The organism is Pseudomonas sp. DR48 (genome assembly GCF_019823085.1).
GTDB lineage: Bacteria > Pseudomonadota > Gammaproteobacteria > Pseudomonadales > Pseudomonadaceae > Aquipseudomonas.
Map to the genome: position 1 here is coordinate 3,865,575 of NZ_CP081946.1, position 18,132 is coordinate 3,883,706.

Consider the following 18,132-nt stretch of genomic DNA (forward strand, 5'->3'; position numbering starts at 1 on the left):
AAACTCAGACTTCACACGGTCCAGTGTGGGAGCGGGCTTGCTCGCGAAAGCGGTTTCACATACAACATTTAAGTTGACTGACACTCCGCTTTCGCGAGCAAGCCCGCTCCCACATTAGATTTTCAGCGTTTGCTCTACCGCATTACTGCATATTGACGATGACTTCTTCGTTCCACTTCTGCGGCAGAGCCTTGGAGGTCTTCTCCCATGCATCCGCGTCCTTGATCGGCGTAACATTTTTATACTGCTCGTTAGGCAGCAGCTTGGCCTTGACGTCTTCCGGCAGTGTGATGTGCTCGGCGCGGATCGGACGGGCGTTGCCTTTCGCCAGGTTGATCTGACCGGCATCGCTGAAGATGAATTCGCGGGCCAGCTTGGCGGCGTTCGGGTTCTTCGCGTATTTGTTGATGATGGTGGTGTAGCCGGAAATCACCGAGCCATCGGAAGGGATCACCACCACGTAGTCATCCGGGTTGACCATCTTGGCCTTGTAGCTCAGGCCGTTGAAGTCCCAGACCACGCCGACTTCGATTTCACCCTTTTCCATGGTTGCAATCACTGGGTCGGTCATCGACAGGCGGCCCTGCTTGGCAATGTCTGCAAAGAACAGCAGCGCCGGCTGCAGGTTCTTCTCGTCGCCACCGTTGGCCAGTGCTGCTGCCAGTACACCGTTGGCCGCCTGCGCGGAGGTGCTCACGTCACCAATGGAGACCTTGTATTTACCGGTTTTCAGATCAGCCCATTTGGTAGGCGCATCGGATTCGTGCAGCAGCTTTTTGTTGATGATGAAGGCGATGGAGCCGGTGTAGGCCAGTGCCCAGTTGCCGTCCTTGTCTTTGGCCCACTCCGGAACTTGATCCCAGGTGCTTGGCTTGTAAGGTTGCACCACGCCCTGTTTGACCGCGATCGGGCCGAAAGCCGCGCCAACGTCGCCGATGTCGGCACTGGCGTTGTCCTTTTCAGCGGCGAACTTGGCAATTTCCTGCGCCGAGCTCATGTCGGTGTCGATGTGTTTCAGGCCGTAATTCTTGGCCAGGTCTTCCCAGGTGCCTTTCCAGTTGGCCCAGTCATCGGGCATGCCGACGCTATTGACCGCGCCTTCCGCTTTCGCAGCGGCTTCCAGGGTTTTCAAATCATCAGCGGCCATTGCGGCGGTGCACATGGCAATGGTCGAGCCTAACAGTGATGCCAGGAAAAGCTTTTTCATCCGAAGCTCCTTTGGGCGTTTTCAACGCTGCGATTGCGGTTGTGTTGGTCTAGGTCAGCAATACCTGAGCCAATTTAGGCGCCGCTGATGACATTTTGATGTCGACGATCGGTCTGCCTCTTTTTTTCAAACAGTAGGACTCAGGCTTCGGACTAAGCGTAGACCATGGCTAAAGGGCTGATACAAAAGGACTTGGCTGTAATTTTGCAGGTGTCTGACTCAACCGTTCGGCGGCTTTGTCATCTGCCAGTCACAAGCAGTGCCTAGGCTTGCAGGGAGTTGATGGAGCCGGTTTGAGCGACGGTTCCGCCCCGAAACAGTGCTGGTCTAGTCCAGATAGGTAACGTTGATGCGCATCGAGACCACCAAAGCGGTGACAGCCATCGGTCAGGTTTTGCAGGAACAGCTCGACCACGGCCTGTTGGCGTCCGGTAGCAAGCTGCCGTCCGAGCGCAAACTCAGTGAGTTGTTCGGTACCACGCGAATCACCGTGCGTGAAGCATTGTTGCAACTGGAGGCCCAAGGTCAGATTTATCGCGAGGAGCGCCGCGGCTGGTTTGTGTCGCCGCCGCGCCTGGCTTACAACCTGATGCAGCGCAGTCACTTCCACGCGATGGTCAGCGCCCAGGGGCGTGTGCCGTCCACCGAGGTGATTTCGGCGCGCTTGCAGCCGGCGTCGGCGGCGGTGTGTGCGTGGTTGCAGTTGCCGGCGTTGTCGAGCGTGATCCAGATCTGCCGGGCGCGGCGTATCGATGAGCGGCTGGTGTTGTACGTGGAGCACTACCTCAATCCGCAGTATTTTCCGGGGATTCTGGAGTTTGATTTGAATCAGTCGATTACCGAGCTGTACGCCAGGCACTACGACTTGCACTACGGGCGAGTACGTTTCGAGATCGTGCCGACGGCGTTGTCGGTGGATGCGGCGGCGGCCTTACGGGTGTCGGTGGGAAGTCCGGGCTTGCGGATTGCCCGGGTCAATTATGACCAGCATGAGCGGTTGATCGACTGTGACCTGGAGTTTTGGCGGCATGATGCGATTCATGTCGGTGTGGATGTGGTTTGACTGGCGTGGTTTGACTGTGGGTCGTGTCGACCCCTTCGCGAGCAAGCCCGCTCCCACATTTGAAATGCATTCCAATGTGGGAGCGGGCTTGCTCGCGAAGGGGCCCTGACAGCCACCCTATCAATCAAGTAGCGGACACATCCTTCTGCGGCCCACCGCCTGCCGTAATCACCTGCACACTCATCCGCGGTGTCGCCAGATCCATCCCCGCTTCATCCAGATGCCGCTTCAGCGACAAATTGAACGCCCGTGAAACTTCCCACTGCTTGATCGGCGCGGTCTTGAACCGGGCGCGAAGAATCGCGTTGCCGGACTCGAAGCTCTCGACACCCTGGATCTCCAGTGGCGACCAGATGTTGCGGCGTTGCAGCGGGTCGGTGCGCATTTTCTGACCGACTTCGCGCATCAGCTTGATCGCCTCGTCGATGTCCATGCTGGAAGGCACCGCTACCCGGAAGATCGCGTAGCCGAATTCCCGCGAATAGTTCTGGATGCTTTTGATTTCGCTGAACGGAATGGTATGGACGATGCCGTCGATGTCCCGCAGCCGCACGGTACGGATGGTCAGGCCTTCGACGGTGCCCAGGTGGCCGCCGACGTCCACGTAGTCGTCGATGGCCAGGGAGTCTTCGATGATGATGAACAGGCCAGTGATCAAGTCCGCGACCAGCGACTGCGCACCGAAACCGATGGCCAGGCCGATCACACCGGCACCGGCCAGCAGCGGCGTGACGTTCATGCCCATGTTCGCCAGCGCAACGATCAGCGCGATGATGAAAATCGCCACGAACAGCACGTTGCGGATCAGCGGCATCATCGTCTGCGCGCGCGCGTTTGCCAGGCCTTTGCGTGAGCGGGTCAGGGCGTGGTGCACGGCGGTGTCGCTGAGGATCCAGACCAGGTAGGCAAAAATCAGCGTGCCCGCGAGGCTGAACAGTTTGACGCTGATTTCATGGCCTTCACCCTCGGTGAAGCCGATCAGCGACATGCCCCAGACACGCAGGCCCAACTCGATGAACGCCAGCCACACCAAGAGATGGGCGAGGTTGTAGAAGAAGCTTTTCAGGCGCTCCGAATACAGCGCATGACGTTTCACCCCGCGTTGCGGTTTCAGCGAATGGCGCCGCACCAGGCCGTTGATGACCATGCACAACACCAGCAGCACGGTGCAGATCAGCGACTGACGCAATGCGGTGCTGGTGTCGCCGGCCGACACGAATGTGGCGAACAGCGAGATGGCCACCAACACCAGGGCCGGCACGTACCAGAAGGTCCCCAGAATATCGATGGTGTCGCTGAGCGCGCGGCGGGTCAGGCGGCGGGACAAAGGTTGGTTGCGGATCAGGTGCGCGATGGGTCGGCGGAAACGCAGGATGAACAGCCCCGTGGACAGTGCCGCCAGGACGTTGGCCACGGTGGCTGCGGTATGCGCTAAATGAGTGCCGAGGCTGGTGACCAGGCGCGGATCGCTCAGCGCTTCACCGAAGGCCGCAAAACTGCCGATCAGCCACAACGGCCGAAACGCTTGATGCCGCAGGATGTACAAGGCGCGATGGCGATGGGGGCCATCGAGCACGGAAAAGGCGATGACACAGATGGCCGAGAAACAGGTGCCGACCACCAGCGCGTACGCCAGCACCATGGCCAGGCTTTTGCCCAGTGACGAGGGCAGGGCATAGCTCATGTAGACCGTGATGACCAAGGCGATCAGCCACGGCCCGAGTTTGCGCAGGGCAAAGCGCAACATGTCCAGGGCCTTGGGGTGTTGCGGCAGTTCTTCGGTCAAGCCAAAGCGCATGCGCACCCGGTGACCGACCCAGATCAGCGCAGCAGCCAGCAGACTCCAGACCATCAGGATCATGGCGAACGCAAAGATGATCGGCAGCCATTCATTGGCCGGCAGCATCAAGGCCATCAGCTCGTCCTCGGCCAGGGAAAACTCCTCGGACCAGCGCGTGAGCGGGCTGTCGGCGCCGGAAAACTGCTTTTCGAAAGAGGCCAGCGTGCCGCCGATCAGGCCGAGAACGCCTTCCTCGGCAGCCGGCTGGGCTTTCTTGGTGACATCGCGCAGTTTCTTCAGGTCGGCCAGCAACTTTGCCCGTTGCTGATCGTTCTCCAGCGACTTGATGACTTCGTCCAGCGATTGTCCCAGCGGGGCCTGTGCCTCTGGCTGGGCCTTGGTTGAGCCGCTGAGCAGGCTCGGCAAACCAACCGCCTGCGCAGGCGCCATCGGCAGCAGCGTCATCAGGCAGACAAGGAAAAGATATGGCAGGGCGAAAAGACGAGCGAGCACTAGGCAGTCAACCTCGGATGAACGGATCGACCGAGTGTACGAGCCCGTCAAAATCAATGCGAGTCAGGGGGAGGATTTATTCGTTGAGTTTGGCGAGGATCTTGAACACCACCGTCGCGAGGATCGTCAGCATGCCGATCCACATGGCAAATACACCGGCGTTTTTATCGCGAAAGTTGAAGCCGATTGCCAACAGGATCATCCCGGCAAGGATGGGGATCAGCATGGCGTGGAACGAGGACAACGTGATCATGGGTGACTGCCTTGTCGGACGAATATTTAAAGTCTAGGTGGCTTTTGGGCGGCCGTTGGTGAGGTGTGCTGGATCTTTAAATCAGCGGGGTCTGAGCCGGCGCCATCGCGGGCAAGCCCGCTCCCACATTTGAAATGCATTCCAATGTGGGAGCGGGCTTGCCCGCGATGGCGCCAGTGATTACGGCAGCTCTTGGCAGGCGTAGAACGCGCTCAGCACTTTGACCAGGTGTGCCAGGTCGTGGCTGCCGCACAGTTCGCGGATCGAGTGCATGGCGAACGTCGGCAGGCCGATGTCCACGGTGCGCACGCCCAGGTGGCTGGCGGTGATCGGGCCGATGGTCGAGCCGCAGCCCATGTCGCTGCGCACCACGAAGCTCTGCACCGGCACTTCTTCGGCCATGCACAGATGGCGGAAGAACCCGGCGGTTTCGCTGTTGGTGGCATAGCGCTGGTTGCTGTTGACCTTGATCACCGGGCCGGCGTTGAGTTTCGGGCCGTGGTTGGCGTCGTGTTTGTCGGCGTAGTTGGGGTGTACGCCGTGGGCGTTGTCGGCCGAGACCAGCAGGGATTTCTGAATGGTGCGTACGAATTCGTCACCTTCGGGCAGCAGGCGACGCAGGGTTTGCTCAAGCATCGGGCCATCGGCACCGCACGCCGAGCAGGAGCCGACTTCTTCGTGATCGTTGCACACCAGCACGCAGGTTTCATCGGTTTCGGCGGTCAGCAAGGCTTGCAGGCCGGCATAGCACGACAGCAGGTTGTCCAGGCGCGCGCCGGCGATAAAGTCGCCATGCAGGCCGATGACGGCCGCGCTTTGGGTGTCGTAGAAGCTCAGCTCGTAGTCGAGCACCACGTCGGCATTCAAACCGTGCTCCAGCGCCAGCTGATTAGTCAGCACAGCGCGGAAGTCCACGCGCTCGTCGCCGGCAAATTGCGCGAGGATCGGCGGCAGTTCGTTCTGTGCGTTGATCGCCCAGCCCATGTTGGCTTCACGGTTGAGGTGGATCGCCAGGTTCGGGATCGTGGCGATCGGCGCCTTGAAATCGATCAGCTGGCTTTCGACCTTGCCGTCGCGGCGGAACGTCACGCGGCCGGCCAGAGACAGGTCGCGGTCAAACCACGGCGCCAGCAGCGCACCGCCGTAGACTTCGACACCCAGCTGCCAGAAACCCTGGCGCTGCAGCTCCGGCTGGGGTTTGACCCGCAGGCACGGACTGTCGGTGTGGGCGCCGACCAGGCGAATCCCGCCATGCAGCGGCGAATGGCGTCCCATCTTGAACGCGACGATCGAGGAATCATTGCGGGTGACGTAGTAACGGCCGTTGGCTTCGGTGGTCCACGGCTCACGCTCGTCCAGACGCACAAAACCCGCCGCTTCCAGGCGCTGGGCAAGGCTGGCGGTGGCGTGGAACGGGGTAGGGGAGGCCTTGAGGAAGTCGATCAGGCCTTGGTTCAACTCTTCGCGCATAAGAAGCTCCAGACAGCAATGGCGCAAGTTTACCGTATTGAAAGCGCAAAGTGCGGCGGCGCAGAACTTGTGGGAGTGGGCGAGCCCGCTCCCACAGGCTTTTTGCTAGCGCTTAAAACGGTGCCGGGCACTCGAAGCGCAAGCGTTCGCCGGTCTGGGGATGGGTGAAGCTGAGCATGCTGGCGTGCAGGCACAATCGTGGCCAGGCAGCCAGGGCTTGCTCATGGGCATAGAGGCCGTCGCCCAGCAGCGGGTGACCGATGGAGAGCATGTGCACGCGCAACTGGTGCGACCGGCCGGTGATCGGCGTTAACTCGACCCGGCACCAGTCACCACAACGCTCCAGCACACGCCAGAACGTCAGGGCGTGTTTGCCAAATTCGTGATCGACCACGTGGCGCGGCTTGGTCGGCGGATCGTAGCGCAAGGGCAGGTCGATGCTGCCGCTGTCCAGTTCCGGCTGGCCCCAGCACAGGGCGGTGTAGGCCTTTTCGGTTTCGCGGTCGTGAAACTGCCGAGACAGCTCGCGATGAGTGTCCGGGTCACGGGCTAGCAGAATGATGCCCGACGTTTCCCAGTCCAGACGATGGACGATTCGTGCTTCCGGGTAGCCGTTTTCTTGCAGGCGGGTAATCAGGCAATCCTTGTTGTCATCGGCCCGGCCAGGGACGGAGAGCAACAGGGTCGGTTTATCCACCACCAGCACGGCGGCGTCCTGATGGATGATGCGGATGTTGGACAACGGCATTAAAACAGCCTCGTAACAAACGCCAACGGCGACTCAGGCCCCTTCCTGTCACAGAAGGGCCCTGAGCCGCCGTGGCTCCCGCTGGATCGACTAGCGATCAGGCAGGGTGATATTGAGTTCCAGGATCGAGCAGCTGCCCTGGTTTTCCAGAGCGACGTGCACGTCATCGGACCCGATATTGACGTACTTGCGGATCACTTCCACCAGTTCCTTCTGCAAGGCTGGAAGATAGTCCGGCGTACTGCGTTGGCCGCGTTCATGCGCCACGATGATCTGTAGACGCTCTTTCGCTACCGACGCGGTGCTGACCTTTTTGCTGGCACGAAAGAAGTCAAAAAGATTCATTATCTACCTCCAAACAGGCGCTCGAAGAAGCCCTTCTTCGTCACATCGAGGAAACGATGCTCCACAGTTTTGCCCAGCAGACGATCGACCGCATCGCTGTACGCCTGACCGGCGTCGCTCTGGTCGTCGAGAATCACGGGCACGCCCGAGTTGGAAGCCTTGAGTACCGCCTGGGACTCCGGAATGACACCCAGCAGGGCAACCGCCAGGATTTCCTTGACGTCTTCCACGCCCAGCATTTCGCCATCGCTGACGCGTTGCGGGTTGTAGCGAGTCAGCAGCAAGTGTTCCTTGATCGGCTCTTCGCCGTTTTCGGCGCGACGGGATTTGCTGGCCAGCAGGCCCAGCATGCGGTCCGAGTCACGTACCGAGGACACTTCCGGGTTGGTCACGATAATCGCTTCATCAGCGAAGTACATGGCTAGGTGGGCACCTTTCTCGATACCGGCCGGGGAGTCGCAGACCACGTATTCGAAGTCTTCCTTGAGCGCCATCAGGACTTTTTCCACGCCTTCGACGGTCAGCGCGTCTTTGTCGCGGGTCTGGCTGGCGGCCAGCACGTAGAGGTTTTCGAGGCGTTTGTCTTTGATCAGCGCTTGCTGCAGGTTGGCTTCGCCGTTGACCACGTTGACGAAGTCATACACCACGCGACGCTCGCAACCCATGATCAGGTCGAGGTTACGCAGACCAACGTCGAAGTCGACGATAACTGTTTTGTGACCGCGCAGAGCGAGGCCGGTACCGATAGCGGCGCTGGTGGTGGTCTTACCCACACCACCCTTGCCGGATGTAACCACTAGAATCTTGGCCAAGGTGTTTCACCCCTAAGGAAAAAGGACATTTAGCCCCTGAAAAACATCTCTTGAAAAACTACTGCAGTCGGACAGCCTTGGCTGGAATCCGGTCCGGAACAGCGATAAACACTGCTTTTGGCCTTTTTCCTACTTCGTTTGAGCCGTTTTCGCTACGTTTTAGAGATGCTTGGAAAATGCGGCAGTATCCGTTAAAGCCGAATGATGTTCAACACGTCGCCTGACAGGCTGACTTGCACACCCGAACCCCATAAAGGGTCGCGGCGCAAATCTTCGGACACCTTGTAATGGCCGGCGATGGAGACCAGTTCAGCGCTCATTTGCTGACAGAAAATCCTGGCCTTGGTGTCGCCTTTGACTCCGGCCAACACGCGACCGCGCATCGGGCCGTATACATGGATGTTGCCATCGGCGAGAAGTTCCGCACCCGGGCTGACCGACGAAATCACCACCAGATCGCAACCCTGGGCATATATCTGCTGGCCACCACGTACTGGCGACGTGATGACTTTTGTCGGTTTGATCGTCGGCTCGGGCGGCTTTTCCGGTTTTTTCTTCACCTGGCCTTCCAGCGGGTCCAGTGGACGCTCACGGGCACCGGACGGCGGCAGCACCGGCAAATCGACGGCTATGGCGGCCGCGATGTCTTCGATGCGGCTGGCGCGGATCGCCAGGGTGCGCAGGCCATGCTGGCGGCAAACGCGCATCAGCCCCGGCAGATCGACCGCGCCTTCGCTGGCCGGGAGTTTGTCCAGGGCCAGCACCAACGGCGCGTTGCTGAAGAAATTCGGCGCCTGCGCAACCTTTGCGGCCAGCTGCCGATCAAGGTTCTCGAGGTCGTTGCGGGCCAGTTCCAGCACCGTAATGGCGAGCATGCTGCCCTTCAGCTGGAACACGGGATCTTGGTCTAGCGGTTCGGTTTGGCTCATGGTCGGCATACAACGGCTTGTCACTAAAAGTGCCGAGACTTATAACGAGAACGCCCGCAAGCCGCAAGCCGGGTCGAACGATGTAGAATGCGCGGCCATTGTCTTTCCGGAACATTTAATGGATCGCCCGCGTTTTCGAAAAACATTTCTTATGCCGCGTTTCTGGCCGCTGTGGTGTGGCTTGGGGCTGTTGTGGCTGATTGTTCAGTTGCCGTATCCGGCGTTGCTGTTTATCGGTCGCCTGCTGGGCGCATTGATGTACCGGGTGGCGGGCGACCGACGGCGCATTGCCAAACGTAATCTGGAACTGTGTTTTCCTGAAAAATCCGCTGCCGAGCGCAAGCGCCTGCTCAAGGAAAACTTTGCCTCCACCGGCATCGCCTTCTTTGAGATGGCCATGAGCTGGTGGTGGTCGCGCCAGCGTCTGGCGAAGCTGGCCCATGTCGAAGGGCTGGAGCATCTGACAAAGGCGCACAGTGAAGGCAAGGGCGTGATCCTGATGGCGGTGCATTTCACCACGCTGGAAATCGGCGCGGCGCTGCTGGGGCAGCAGCACACCATCGACGGCATGTACCGCGAACACAAGAATCCGCTGTTCGACTACATCCAGCGCCGTGGCCGCGAGCGCCACAACCTTGATTCGCTGGCGGTGGAACGCGACGACGTGCGTGGCATGCTCAAGCTGCTGCGATCCGGTCGGGCGATCTGGTACGCGCCGGATCAGGACTATGGCGCCAAGCAAAGCATTTTCGTGCCGTTTTTCGGGATCCAGGCGGCGACCGTTACCGCCACCAGCAAATTTGCGCGATTGGGCAAGGCACTTGTCGTGCCGTTCACCCAGCGCCGCCTGGCCGATGGCAGCGGTTATCGACTGGTGATCCATGCACCGCTCGAAGGGTTTCCCGGCGAGACTGAAGAGGCCGATTGCATTCGTATCAACCAGTGGGTCGAAGGTGCGTTGCGCGAATGTCCGGAGCAATATCTCTGGGCCCATCGGCGCTTCAAGAGCCGTCCGCCGGGCGAGCCGAAGCTGTATAAAAAGCGCGGTTGAGTCACCGATTCCCTTAAGCGCCATGGAGTGTTGCGATGAGTCCTGCTGAACCGGTTACAGGGTTGATTCTTTCCGGCGGCGGGGCTCGGGCGGCTTATCAGGTGGGCGTGCTGGCGGCGATTGCCGAGATACTGCCGATGGGCGCGGCGAATCCGTTTCCGGTGATCGTCGGCACCTCGGCGGGGGCGATCAATGCGGTCAGCCTGGCCAGCGGGGCGATGGATTTTCGCGGGGCAATCGAGCGCCTGACCGCTTTCTGGCAGGGCTTTCGCAGTCATCTGGTGTTGCGCAGTGACTGGCCTGGCGTGATCAGCCAGGCCACCCGGTTTGTCAGCCACAGTTTGCTGGGGCTTGGGGCGCCGGTGCCGGTGGCGTTGCTCAACAGTTCGCCGCTGCGTGGTTTGCTCAACGACAAACTGCACATGAGCGGCATCGCCGAGGCCATCGCGCAAAAGCAGTTGCACGCGGTTGCCGTCACGGCGTTCGGTTACGAGTCCGGACAGGCCGTCACGTTCTATCAGGGCGGCGGGACCATCGACGCCTGGTTGCGTCATCGACGCATCGGCATTCCCACTCAACTCAGCGTCGAACACTTGCTGGCCAGCTCAGCGATTCCGCTGTTGTTCGCCCCCGTGAAAATCGGCGAGGAGTATTTCGGCGATGGCGCGGTACGCCAATCCGCACCGATCAGTCCGGCGCTGCACTTGGGCGCGAGCCGAGTGCTGGTGGTGGGCGTCAGCGGCAACCCGCGCGGTGTCGACCCGGAGCAGCCGCTGCAACGGGCTTACACGGGGCAGCAGCCATCGTTGGCGCAGATCGGTGCGCACATGCTCAACAGTACGTTCATTGACAGCCTGGAAAGTGACATCGAGTTGCTGCAGCGTCTGAATCAGTTCAGTCACCTGCTTCCCGATGGCACGCCGACCCGTGCGCTGGGTGTGGCGCCGGTAGACGTATTGGTGATTTCGCCGAGTCAGCCGATCGACGAGATTGCGGCGCGGCATCGGCAGGAGTTGCCGGCGGCGTTGCGCCTGTTTCTGCGCGGGCCAGGGGCGACCAAGACCAGCGGGGCGGGGGTGTTGAGCTATTTGCTGTTCGAGGCGGGGTATTGCAGCGAATTGATCGACCTGGGGCGCCGGGACGCGTTGGCCAAGCGCGAGGAGCTGTGCCGGTTTCTCGGGTTGGCGGAGCCTGTGGTTTCGGCTTGAGATTGGGGGTGTTGCTATCGCTCGCAGGCTAGCTCCCACAGTGGATCTTCAGTGTCACTCAGATCACCTTGGGGAGCGAGCCTGCTCGCGATGGCGTCCTTACAGACGCCGCCGGATCAGAAGTGCACCTTGACCAGGAAACTGGTCACGCTCTGATCGGTCTTGAAGCCCTGGCTGTCTTCGATACCGTACTTGTTTTTCCAGTAGTCGTACTCGACGCCCACATATAACTGCTTTTCGCCCAGGTTCAGCGCTTTGCCCAGGTCGTATTTGATCTGCGGATTGAAGTGCAGGTTGGCGTGGTATTCGCCTTTTTTGTTCACATCGTTGTCGACGACCCAGTCCATGAAACCATCGATCAGGATGTTCGAATCGCCGACAGGAATGGTGTAGGACCAGACCGGCGTGACCTGCCAGATGTTGTCACCCGGACGGTCGCCTTCGGTGTGACGGTTGTAGAAGTTCAACTGGAAGTAGTCGAAGCCCGGGATGGCCAGGTCAAAGCCTGGACCGATCAGGTAAGACTCGGTGTCGTTTTCACCAAACTCATAGGTCATGGCCAGCAATACGTCTTTGATCGGGCCAAACTCCAGTTTCTGATCGAAGATTTTGCCGAACGACAGGCGCGGGCTGAATTCGCCGTAGTACGTGTTTTCACCCGCGAAGGCGTCTTGCTTGCCGTTATAGAAGATCTTGTCGATGAAGAAGAAGTTATCGCCGTATTTCCAGCCGTCGGCGTGTTCGAACGTCACGGTCTGCTGAATGCGCGGGTTGACCTGGAAGTCCTTGCCATACAAGTAGGTCAGGCTGTTGTTCTGCCATTGCAGCAAGTCGCCGGCCATTGCCTGGCCCCCGGCCAGTAACGAACCCGCGAGCATCAGGCTGGTGCACGTACGTTTCATTCGGTTGCTCCCAAAAAGAAGGTGGTTCCACGTTATTTTTCTAAGGTCGGCGCTCTGGTGTGGCGCCTTTTTCTTTAGCTGTAAAAAATTATCCATCCGGTCAGCTTTAGTGCTGTTAGCAAGAGCTGCGCCAAGGCTTTCGATAAGCAAAAAAACTCCCGCTCGGCTGCTCAAGAACAGTCGATTGAGAGGGGTTTTGGAGGGCCTTGGTACCGTCCAGAGCCGGGATAAGTTGGCTTTCTGGTCAGAAATTAAATCCGGGCTTTTTTTTAACGCGGATTCAGGCGGCCGCGGAGAATACTGACTCCTTGGCCAGGTCTCAAGTGCCCCGCAACAGCGCACCGACGACAGGTTTGGAGCACGGTTGCGGGCCATCTTAAAAGTGCACCTTCACCAGCAGGCTGGTGGTGTTCTCATTCGTGTCGAGGCGAGCGCTGTTTTCGATGCCGTATTTGTCTTTCCAGTAGCTGTACTCGACGCCGACGTACACCTGTTTCTCCCGCCAGCCCAGGGCTTTGCCCAGGTCGTACTTGATCTGCGGATTGAAGTGCAGGTTGGCGTGGTAGGTGCCCTGTGAGTTCTGGTCGTTATCCACGACCCAGTCGATGTAACCGTCGATCAACAGGTTCGAGTTGCCCAATGGCAGGGTGTAGGACCAGGCCGGCGTGATCTGCCAGACATCGTCGCCGGGGCGCGAGCCTTCGGTCTGGCGATAGTAGAAGTTCAAGGTGAAAAAATTGAAGCCAGGAACCGCGAGGTCGAAACCGGGGCCGATCAGATAGGCTTCGGTATCGTCTTCGCCATTCTCGTAGGTCATGGCCAGCAACACGTCCTTGATCGGGCCGAATCCTAAATGGCGGTCGAGGATTTTGCCGAAAGACAGGCGCGGACTGAACTCGCCGTAATAGGCGTGAACGCCTTTGTTCCGGTCTTTCTCGCCGTTGTAGTAAGTGCTGTCGAGGAACAGGAAGTTGTCGCCGTACTTCCAGCGGTCGGCGTGTTCAAAGGTGATCGTCTGTTGGATCGACGGGTTGACCGCGAAGTCCTTGCCATACAGATAGCTCAGGCTGTTGGTCTGCCACAGCAGCAAATCGCCGGCCATGGCCTGACTGGCGGCCAATAGACCACCGCCTAACAGCATGTTTGTCTGTGTCCGAATCATCTGTTGCTCCCTCTTGTTTTTATTGTTTGAGGCACAGGCAGCCCTGACCTGTGGGAGCGGGCTTGCTCGCGAAAGCGGTGTGTCAGTCAACAAAGATGTTGAGGCTGATGGCCCCTTCGCGGGCAAGCCCGCTCCCACAGGTTTCTGTGGCGCTGGTGGGTTAGTGCGGGTGAGCGGGGCAGTCGTTGATGGCCGCGCGTTCTTTGCCGCCGAGGATGTTGAACAGCAGGTTCAGGGACAGCGCACTCAATGTCGCCATGGCGATGCCGCTGTGCGTGATCGGACTCATCCATAACGGCAAGTGGGCGAAGAATTCCGGTCGCACCACCGGAATCAGCCCCATGCCGATGCTCACCGCCACCAGCAACTGGTTGCGACGGTCACCGATGTCGGCTTCCTGAAGGATCTTGATGCCGGTGGCCGCAACCATGCCGAACATCGCAATCGCTGCGCCGCCCAGCACCGCTGGCGGAATCGACGCCACCAGAAACGCCGCTTTGGGCAGCAGGCTCAACACCACGAGCAAGCCACCGGCAACGATGGTCACCGAACGGCAGCGCACGCCGGTCATCTGCACCAGGCCAATGTTCTGGGCGAAAGATGAGTGGGTGAAGGTGTTGAAGAAACCGGCGACAAACGAGGCGCCGGCATCGCACAGCAAGCCGCGACGCAGCATCCGTGGGCAGACTTCCTGACCGGTGATTTTGCCCAGCGCAAGGAACATCCCGGTGGACTCGACGAAGATGATCACCACCACCAGGCACATGGACAGGATCGGTGCGAGTTCAAATTTTGGCATGCCGAAGTGCAACGGGGTGACGATCTGCAGCCATGGCGCCTGGGCCATGCCGCTCAGGTCGACCATGCCGATCAGCCCGCAGACCACGTAGCCCAGGCACATGCCGATCAGCACGGAAATGTTGACCCAGAAACCGCGCATGAAGCGGTGTACCAACAGAATGGTGGCCAGCACCAACGCGGCGATGGCCAGGTAAACCGGTGAACCGAATTGAGCGGCGCCAGCGCCACCACCGGCCCAGTTGACGGCCACGGGGAACAGCGACAAACCGATCGAGGTGATCACGGTGCCTGTCACCAGGGGCGGAAAGAAGCGTACGACTTTTGACATGAAGGGCGCGATGATCATGCCGAAGAAACCGGCGGCGATGGTCGCCCCGAAGATCCCTTGCAGACCGATACCCGGCATTCCGGCCATGGCGACCATGCTGCCCACCGCGGCGAAACTGGCGCCCATCATCACCGGCATGCGAATGCCCATCGGGCCGATGCCCAGCGACTGCACGATGGTGGCGATCCCGGCTACCAGCAGGTCGGCATTGATCAGAAAGGCGATTTCTTCGCGGTTCAGGCCGGCGGCCTGTCCGATGATCAGAGGCACTGCGATGGCACCGCCGTACATCAGCAGAACGTGTTGCAGGCCAACCAGAATCAGTTGCAAAAGGGGCAATCGCTGAATAGCGGGTGCGTCGGGGATGCGCGCTTCGGATAGCTCGGACATGCAACACCTCGGATCTTTTTATTCTTGTGATTTTTTGCGTCAGGTTGACCGCGGCGCGGCCAATCGCGGGCAAGCCCGCTCCCACAGGGACAACCTGAATCCTGTGGGAGCTGGCTTGCCTGCGATGCTTTTCAACGGTTAGTTGGTTTGAGCTCCCTGAACAATCCAGGCACCGATCAGGTCACGTTCCTGCTGGGTCATCTGGGTGATGTTGCCCAGAGGCATGATCTGGCTGGTAACGGCTTGCGCCTGGATGCGTGGTGCGTTCTGGCGGATCTGCTCGGGGGTGTCGAACATCACGCCGGCCGGTGCGGCACTGAACAGCGGGCTGGTCGGTTTGGCCGAGTGACACACTGCGCAACGTTCCTGAATCACGCTGTGCACCTTGTCGAACGCCGGACCCTGGTTCGACGCCTGGGCCGGTGTGGCAGCCGGAGCTGCAGGTTTCGCGGCTTCAGGTTTGGCGCCACCACCGAGGGCGGTTTCCGGCAGCGGCTGGTACTCGATGGCGCCAGGCGCCTTGGCCACTTCAGGTGCGCTGGACATCGGCGCAGGGCCTGTCACGTAAGCCAGGCAGATCATGCCGACCGCTGCCACCGGCAACGTCCAGGCAAACTTGTGGCTGTCATGACGGGTGTTGAAGTAGTGACGCACCAACACCGCCAGCACCGCGATCCCGGCCAGGATCAGCCAGTTGTATTGGCTGCCGTAAGTGCTCGGGAAGTGGTTGCTGATCATGATGAACAGCACGGGCAAGGTGAAGTAGTTGTTGTGCCGCGAACGCAACAGGCCTTTGGCCGGCAGCGCCGGATCGGGCGTGCGGTTTTCGGCAATCGCTGCCACCAGTGCGCGCTGCGCCGGCATGATGATGCGGAATACGTTACCGACCATGATGGTGCCGATGATCGTGCCGACGTGCAGGTAAGCACCACGACCGCTGAACACTTTGCTGAAGCCGTAGGCAGCGGCAATGATCAGCACGAACAGGATTGCACCGAGCAGGGCAGGGCGTTTGCCCAGGGCCGAGTCGCAGAGGAAGGAGTAGATGAACCAGCCGATGAACAGCGAGCCGATACCGATGGCCACGCCTTCAGGACCGCTCAGGGTGCTGCCGGGTGCCAGCAGATACAGCGTCGGGTTGGAGTAGAACACCACGCACAGCAGCGCAATGCCTGACATCCAGGTGAAGTAGGCTTCCCATTTGAACCAGTGCAGGTTGTCCGGCATGGTCGGTGGGGCCAGTTTGTATTTTTCCAGGTGGTAGATACCGCCGCCGTGGATCGCCCACAAATCGCCGGCCAGACCGCTTTTCGGGTTGACCCGATTGAGGTTGTTTTCCAGCCAGACGAAATAGAACGACGCGCCGATCCAGGCCACGCCAGTAATCATGTGAACCCAGCGCACGCTCAGGTTCAGCCATTCCAACAGATGTGCTTCCACAGTCTTTACCTCTCGCCTGTCACTCTGTTGTCGAGTGATCAGACCTTCTCTTATTGGTGGGGGGCGAGGATCAAACGCTCATCCTCTTTGAAAAAATGCTCATCGCAGTTGTTGCCTGTGCCACTGCGATCAACCACCAGGAAGTCATCCCGCTTTTCGATCGTCAGCACCGGATGGTGCCAAACGCCGCGATGGTAATTAATGCCCTGCCTGCCGTTGGTGACGAAGGCGCGGACCAAGCCTGATACAGGTTCATCGCCAAGTGGCGCGACCACGATCAGAAAGGGGTTGCCGAGCAGCGGAATGAAGGCCTGGCTGCCCAGCGGGTGACGCTCCAGCATGCTGACGGTCAGCGGCATGTCCTGCGCGTCGGCGCGGAAGATGCTGATGATCGCCTTGTCGTCTGGCGTGGCGGTTTCCACCGTCGCCAGTTTGTGAAAGCGCATGGTCGAACCGTTGTTGATCATGAAGTGATCGCTGCCGTCGGTTTCGATCACGTCACCGAAAGGGGCGAAGGCTTCTTTGGTCAGCGGTTCAATCGTCAGTGTGCGCATGCTGTTCTTTTCCGAATTCTGTGTTGTTGGTTCTATTGTCATCGCTGGCAGGCCAGCTCCCACATTTGGAATGCATTTCCCTGTGGGAGCCAGCCTGCTGGCGATTGGGTTCAGCGCTTACTTAGCGACCTTGCCCAAAACGCGCAGGCGACTCACACCACCGTCCGGGAACACGTTCAGGCGGATGTGGGTGATCGGGCCCAGGGCTTTGATCTGCTCGGCGAAGGTGTGTTCGGCGTGCATTTCCAGTTTCTGCGCCGGCAGCAATTCGCGCCAGAACAGCGATTGGGTTTCGATCTGGCTGTCGGTGCCGCCCTTCACGAAGGCGCCCAGGATCGAGCAGGTGTCCGGGTAGTTGCCCTTGAAGTGCAGGGTGTCGACGATGACTTTTTCGATCTCGCCGGCATGACCCAGCGCGACGATCACCCAGTCATTGCCCGGGGTACGACGACGTGCAGTTTCCCAGCCGTCGCCCATGTTGATGCCACGGCCCGGGTTGAGGATGTTGCTCATGCGACCGAAGTGTTCGTCGGAGCAGGCGAGGGCGCGGCCACCGTTGAGGGCGGCGGCCAGGTCGACTTGCTCGTTGTCACCGACAGCGGACCAGTCGCGGAACGGAATACCGTAGACACGCAGACGGGCCACGCCACCATCCGGGTAGATGTTGAAGCGCAGGTGGCTGAAGGCCTGGTCATTGCTGATTTCGTGGTAGTGGTGGCTGTTGCCTTGCAGCTCGACAGCGGACAGCACTTCAGTCCACTGGGTGTTGTCGTCCGGTTCGCCCGAGGCCAGGAAGCACGCTTCCAGGGAGGCCGACGGCGGGAAGTTGCCGGTGAAGAATGAAGTGTCGATGTCCACGCCTTTGATCGAGCCCGGTACGCCCAGGCGGATCACGGCGCTGTCGTAGCCTTCAAAGCGCTTGCGGCGCGATTCCCAGCCGTCCATCCACTTGCCGTTGTCATCGAACACGCCTTCTTTCCACACAGCCGGAGTCGGCTGGAACAGGCGGTTGGCATCAGCGAACCAGTCATCGGTGACCGAAATGATCTTGGTGCCCAGGCGGGCATCGGCCAGATTGACGAACTTCTCGAAAGGTACGGCGTAAGCTTTCATTCTTCTTGTCTGCCTTTAATAAGTTGGCTTGGGATGCTTGCCAGGCCCTGGGTGTTTCTTCGC

The 18,132-nt window shown here is 59.8% G+C and carries 17 protein-coding genes; 3 read left to right on the forward strand and 14 right to left on the reverse strand.

The window, feature by feature from the left end:
- Nucleotides 1-142 precede the first annotated feature (142 nt).
- Nucleotides 143-1,207 carry an ABC transporter substrate-binding protein gene (locus tag K5K95_RS17500; RefSeq protein ID WP_222585346.1) on the reverse strand — a complete coding sequence of 355 codons (1,065 nt, stop codon included), beginning with the start codon at nt 1,205-1,207 and terminating at the stop codon, nt 143-145.
- A 349-nt stretch (nt 1,208-1,556) separates the two neighbouring features.
- Here K5K95_RS17500 and K5K95_RS17505 point away from each other — a divergent pair, with 349 nt between their 5' ends.
- Nucleotides 1,557-2,270, forward strand: coding sequence for a UTRA domain-containing protein (locus tag K5K95_RS17505; protein ID WP_090181765.1), 714 nt, complete (start codon nt 1,557-1,559; stop codon nt 2,268-2,270).
- Between the two features lie 124 nt (nt 2,271-2,394).
- Here K5K95_RS17505 and K5K95_RS17510 read toward each other — a convergent pair whose 3' ends face one another.
- The 7 genes from K5K95_RS17510 to minC all read right to left on the reverse strand — a co-directional run bounded on the left by K5K95_RS17510 (nt 2,395) and on the right by minC (nt 9,120).
- Nucleotides 2,395-4,563: a mechanosensitive ion channel domain-containing protein gene (locus K5K95_RS17510; protein ID WP_222585347.1), complete on the reverse strand. Its 2,169-nt coding sequence runs from the start codon at nt 4,561-4,563 to the stop codon at nt 2,395-2,397.
- 76 nt (nt 4,564-4,639) lie between these two features.
- Nucleotides 4,640-4,816 (reverse strand): hypothetical protein, encoded by a 177-nt coding sequence (locus K5K95_RS17515; RefSeq protein WP_167360485.1) that lies wholly within the window; start codon nt 4,814-4,816, stop codon nt 4,640-4,642.
- Nucleotides 4,817-4,996: 180 nt separating this feature from the next.
- Nucleotides 4,997-6,286 (reverse strand): M18 family aminopeptidase, encoded by a 1,290-nt coding sequence (locus K5K95_RS17520; protein ID WP_090181768.1) that lies wholly within the window; start codon nt 6,284-6,286, stop codon nt 4,997-4,999.
- A 112-nt stretch (nt 6,287-6,398) separates the two neighbouring features.
- Complete coding sequence (locus K5K95_RS17525; protein WP_030131660.1) at nt 6,399-7,034, reverse strand: RluA family pseudouridine synthase; 636 nt, start codon at nt 7,032-7,034, stop codon at nt 6,399-6,401.
- A 90-nt stretch (nt 7,035-7,124) separates the two neighbouring features.
- The gene (minE, locus tag K5K95_RS17530; RefSeq protein ID WP_007898843.1) at nt 7,125-7,379 is read right to left on the reverse strand and encodes a cell division topological specificity factor MinE; all 255 of its coding nucleotides are present in this window, start codon (nt 7,377-7,379) and stop codon (nt 7,125-7,127) included.
- Nucleotides 7,379-8,191 carry a septum site-determining protein MinD gene (gene minD, locus K5K95_RS17535; RefSeq protein WP_090181772.1) on the reverse strand — a complete coding sequence of 271 codons (813 nt, stop codon included), beginning with the start codon at nt 8,189-8,191 and terminating at the stop codon, nt 7,379-7,381. The genes minE and minD overlap by 1 nt, the downstream gene beginning before the upstream one ends.
- 191 nt (nt 8,192-8,382) lie before the next feature.
- A complete protein-coding gene (gene minC / locus K5K95_RS17540) occupies nt 8,383-9,120 on the reverse strand; it encodes a septum site-determining protein MinC (protein ID WP_090188538.1) in 738 nt (245 codons plus the stop codon).
- Between the two features lie 118 nt (nt 9,121-9,238).
- Between minC and K5K95_RS17545 the strand changes: the two genes are divergently transcribed.
- Both K5K95_RS17545 and K5K95_RS17550 read left to right on the forward strand, forming a co-directional pair.
- Nucleotides 9,239-10,171, forward strand: a complete 933-nt coding sequence (locus K5K95_RS17545) for a lipid A biosynthesis lauroyl acyltransferase (RefSeq protein ID WP_222585348.1) — start codon at nt 9,239-9,241, stop codon at nt 10,169-10,171.
- Nucleotides 10,172-10,206: 35 nt separating this feature from the next.
- Nucleotides 10,207-11,379, forward strand: coding sequence for a patatin-like phospholipase family protein (locus tag K5K95_RS17550; RefSeq protein ID WP_222585349.1), 1,173 nt, complete (start codon nt 10,207-10,209; stop codon nt 11,377-11,379).
- Between the two features lie 116 nt (nt 11,380-11,495).
- Here the strand turns inward: K5K95_RS17550 and K5K95_RS17555 are convergent, their stop codons facing one another.
- The 6 genes from K5K95_RS17555 to alc all read right to left on the reverse strand — a co-directional run bounded on the left by K5K95_RS17555 (nt 11,496) and on the right by alc (nt 18,069).
- Nucleotides 11,496-12,281: an outer membrane protein OmpK gene (locus K5K95_RS17555; RefSeq protein WP_222585350.1), complete on the reverse strand. Its 786-nt coding sequence runs from the start codon at nt 12,279-12,281 to the stop codon at nt 11,496-11,498.
- 376 nt (nt 12,282-12,657) lie between these two features.
- A complete protein-coding gene (locus tag K5K95_RS17560) occupies nt 12,658-13,443 on the reverse strand; it encodes an outer membrane protein OmpK (protein WP_222585351.1) in 786 nt (261 codons plus the stop codon).
- A gap of 160 nt (nt 13,444-13,603) precedes the next feature.
- Entirely contained in the window at nt 13,604-14,962 is a 1,359-nt protein-coding gene (locus K5K95_RS17565) for a nucleobase:cation symporter-2 family protein (RefSeq protein WP_222585352.1), read from the reverse strand.
- Nucleotides 14,963-15,100: 138 nt separating this feature from the next.
- The gene (locus tag K5K95_RS17570; protein WP_222585353.1) at nt 15,101-16,402 is read right to left on the reverse strand and encodes a urate hydroxylase PuuD; all 1,302 of its coding nucleotides are present in this window, start codon (nt 16,400-16,402) and stop codon (nt 15,101-15,103) included.
- A 50-nt stretch (nt 16,403-16,452) separates the two neighbouring features.
- Nucleotides 16,453-16,956, reverse strand: a complete 504-nt coding sequence (locus K5K95_RS17575; RefSeq protein WP_090181784.1) for an ureidoglycolate lyase — start codon at nt 16,954-16,956, stop codon at nt 16,453-16,455.
- Between the two features lie 117 nt (nt 16,957-17,073).
- Nucleotides 17,074-18,069 carry an allantoicase gene (gene alc, locus K5K95_RS17580; protein ID WP_222585354.1) on the reverse strand — a complete coding sequence of 332 codons (996 nt, stop codon included), beginning with the start codon at nt 18,067-18,069 and terminating at the stop codon, nt 17,074-17,076.
- Between the last annotated feature and the right edge of the window lie 63 nt (nt 18,070-18,132).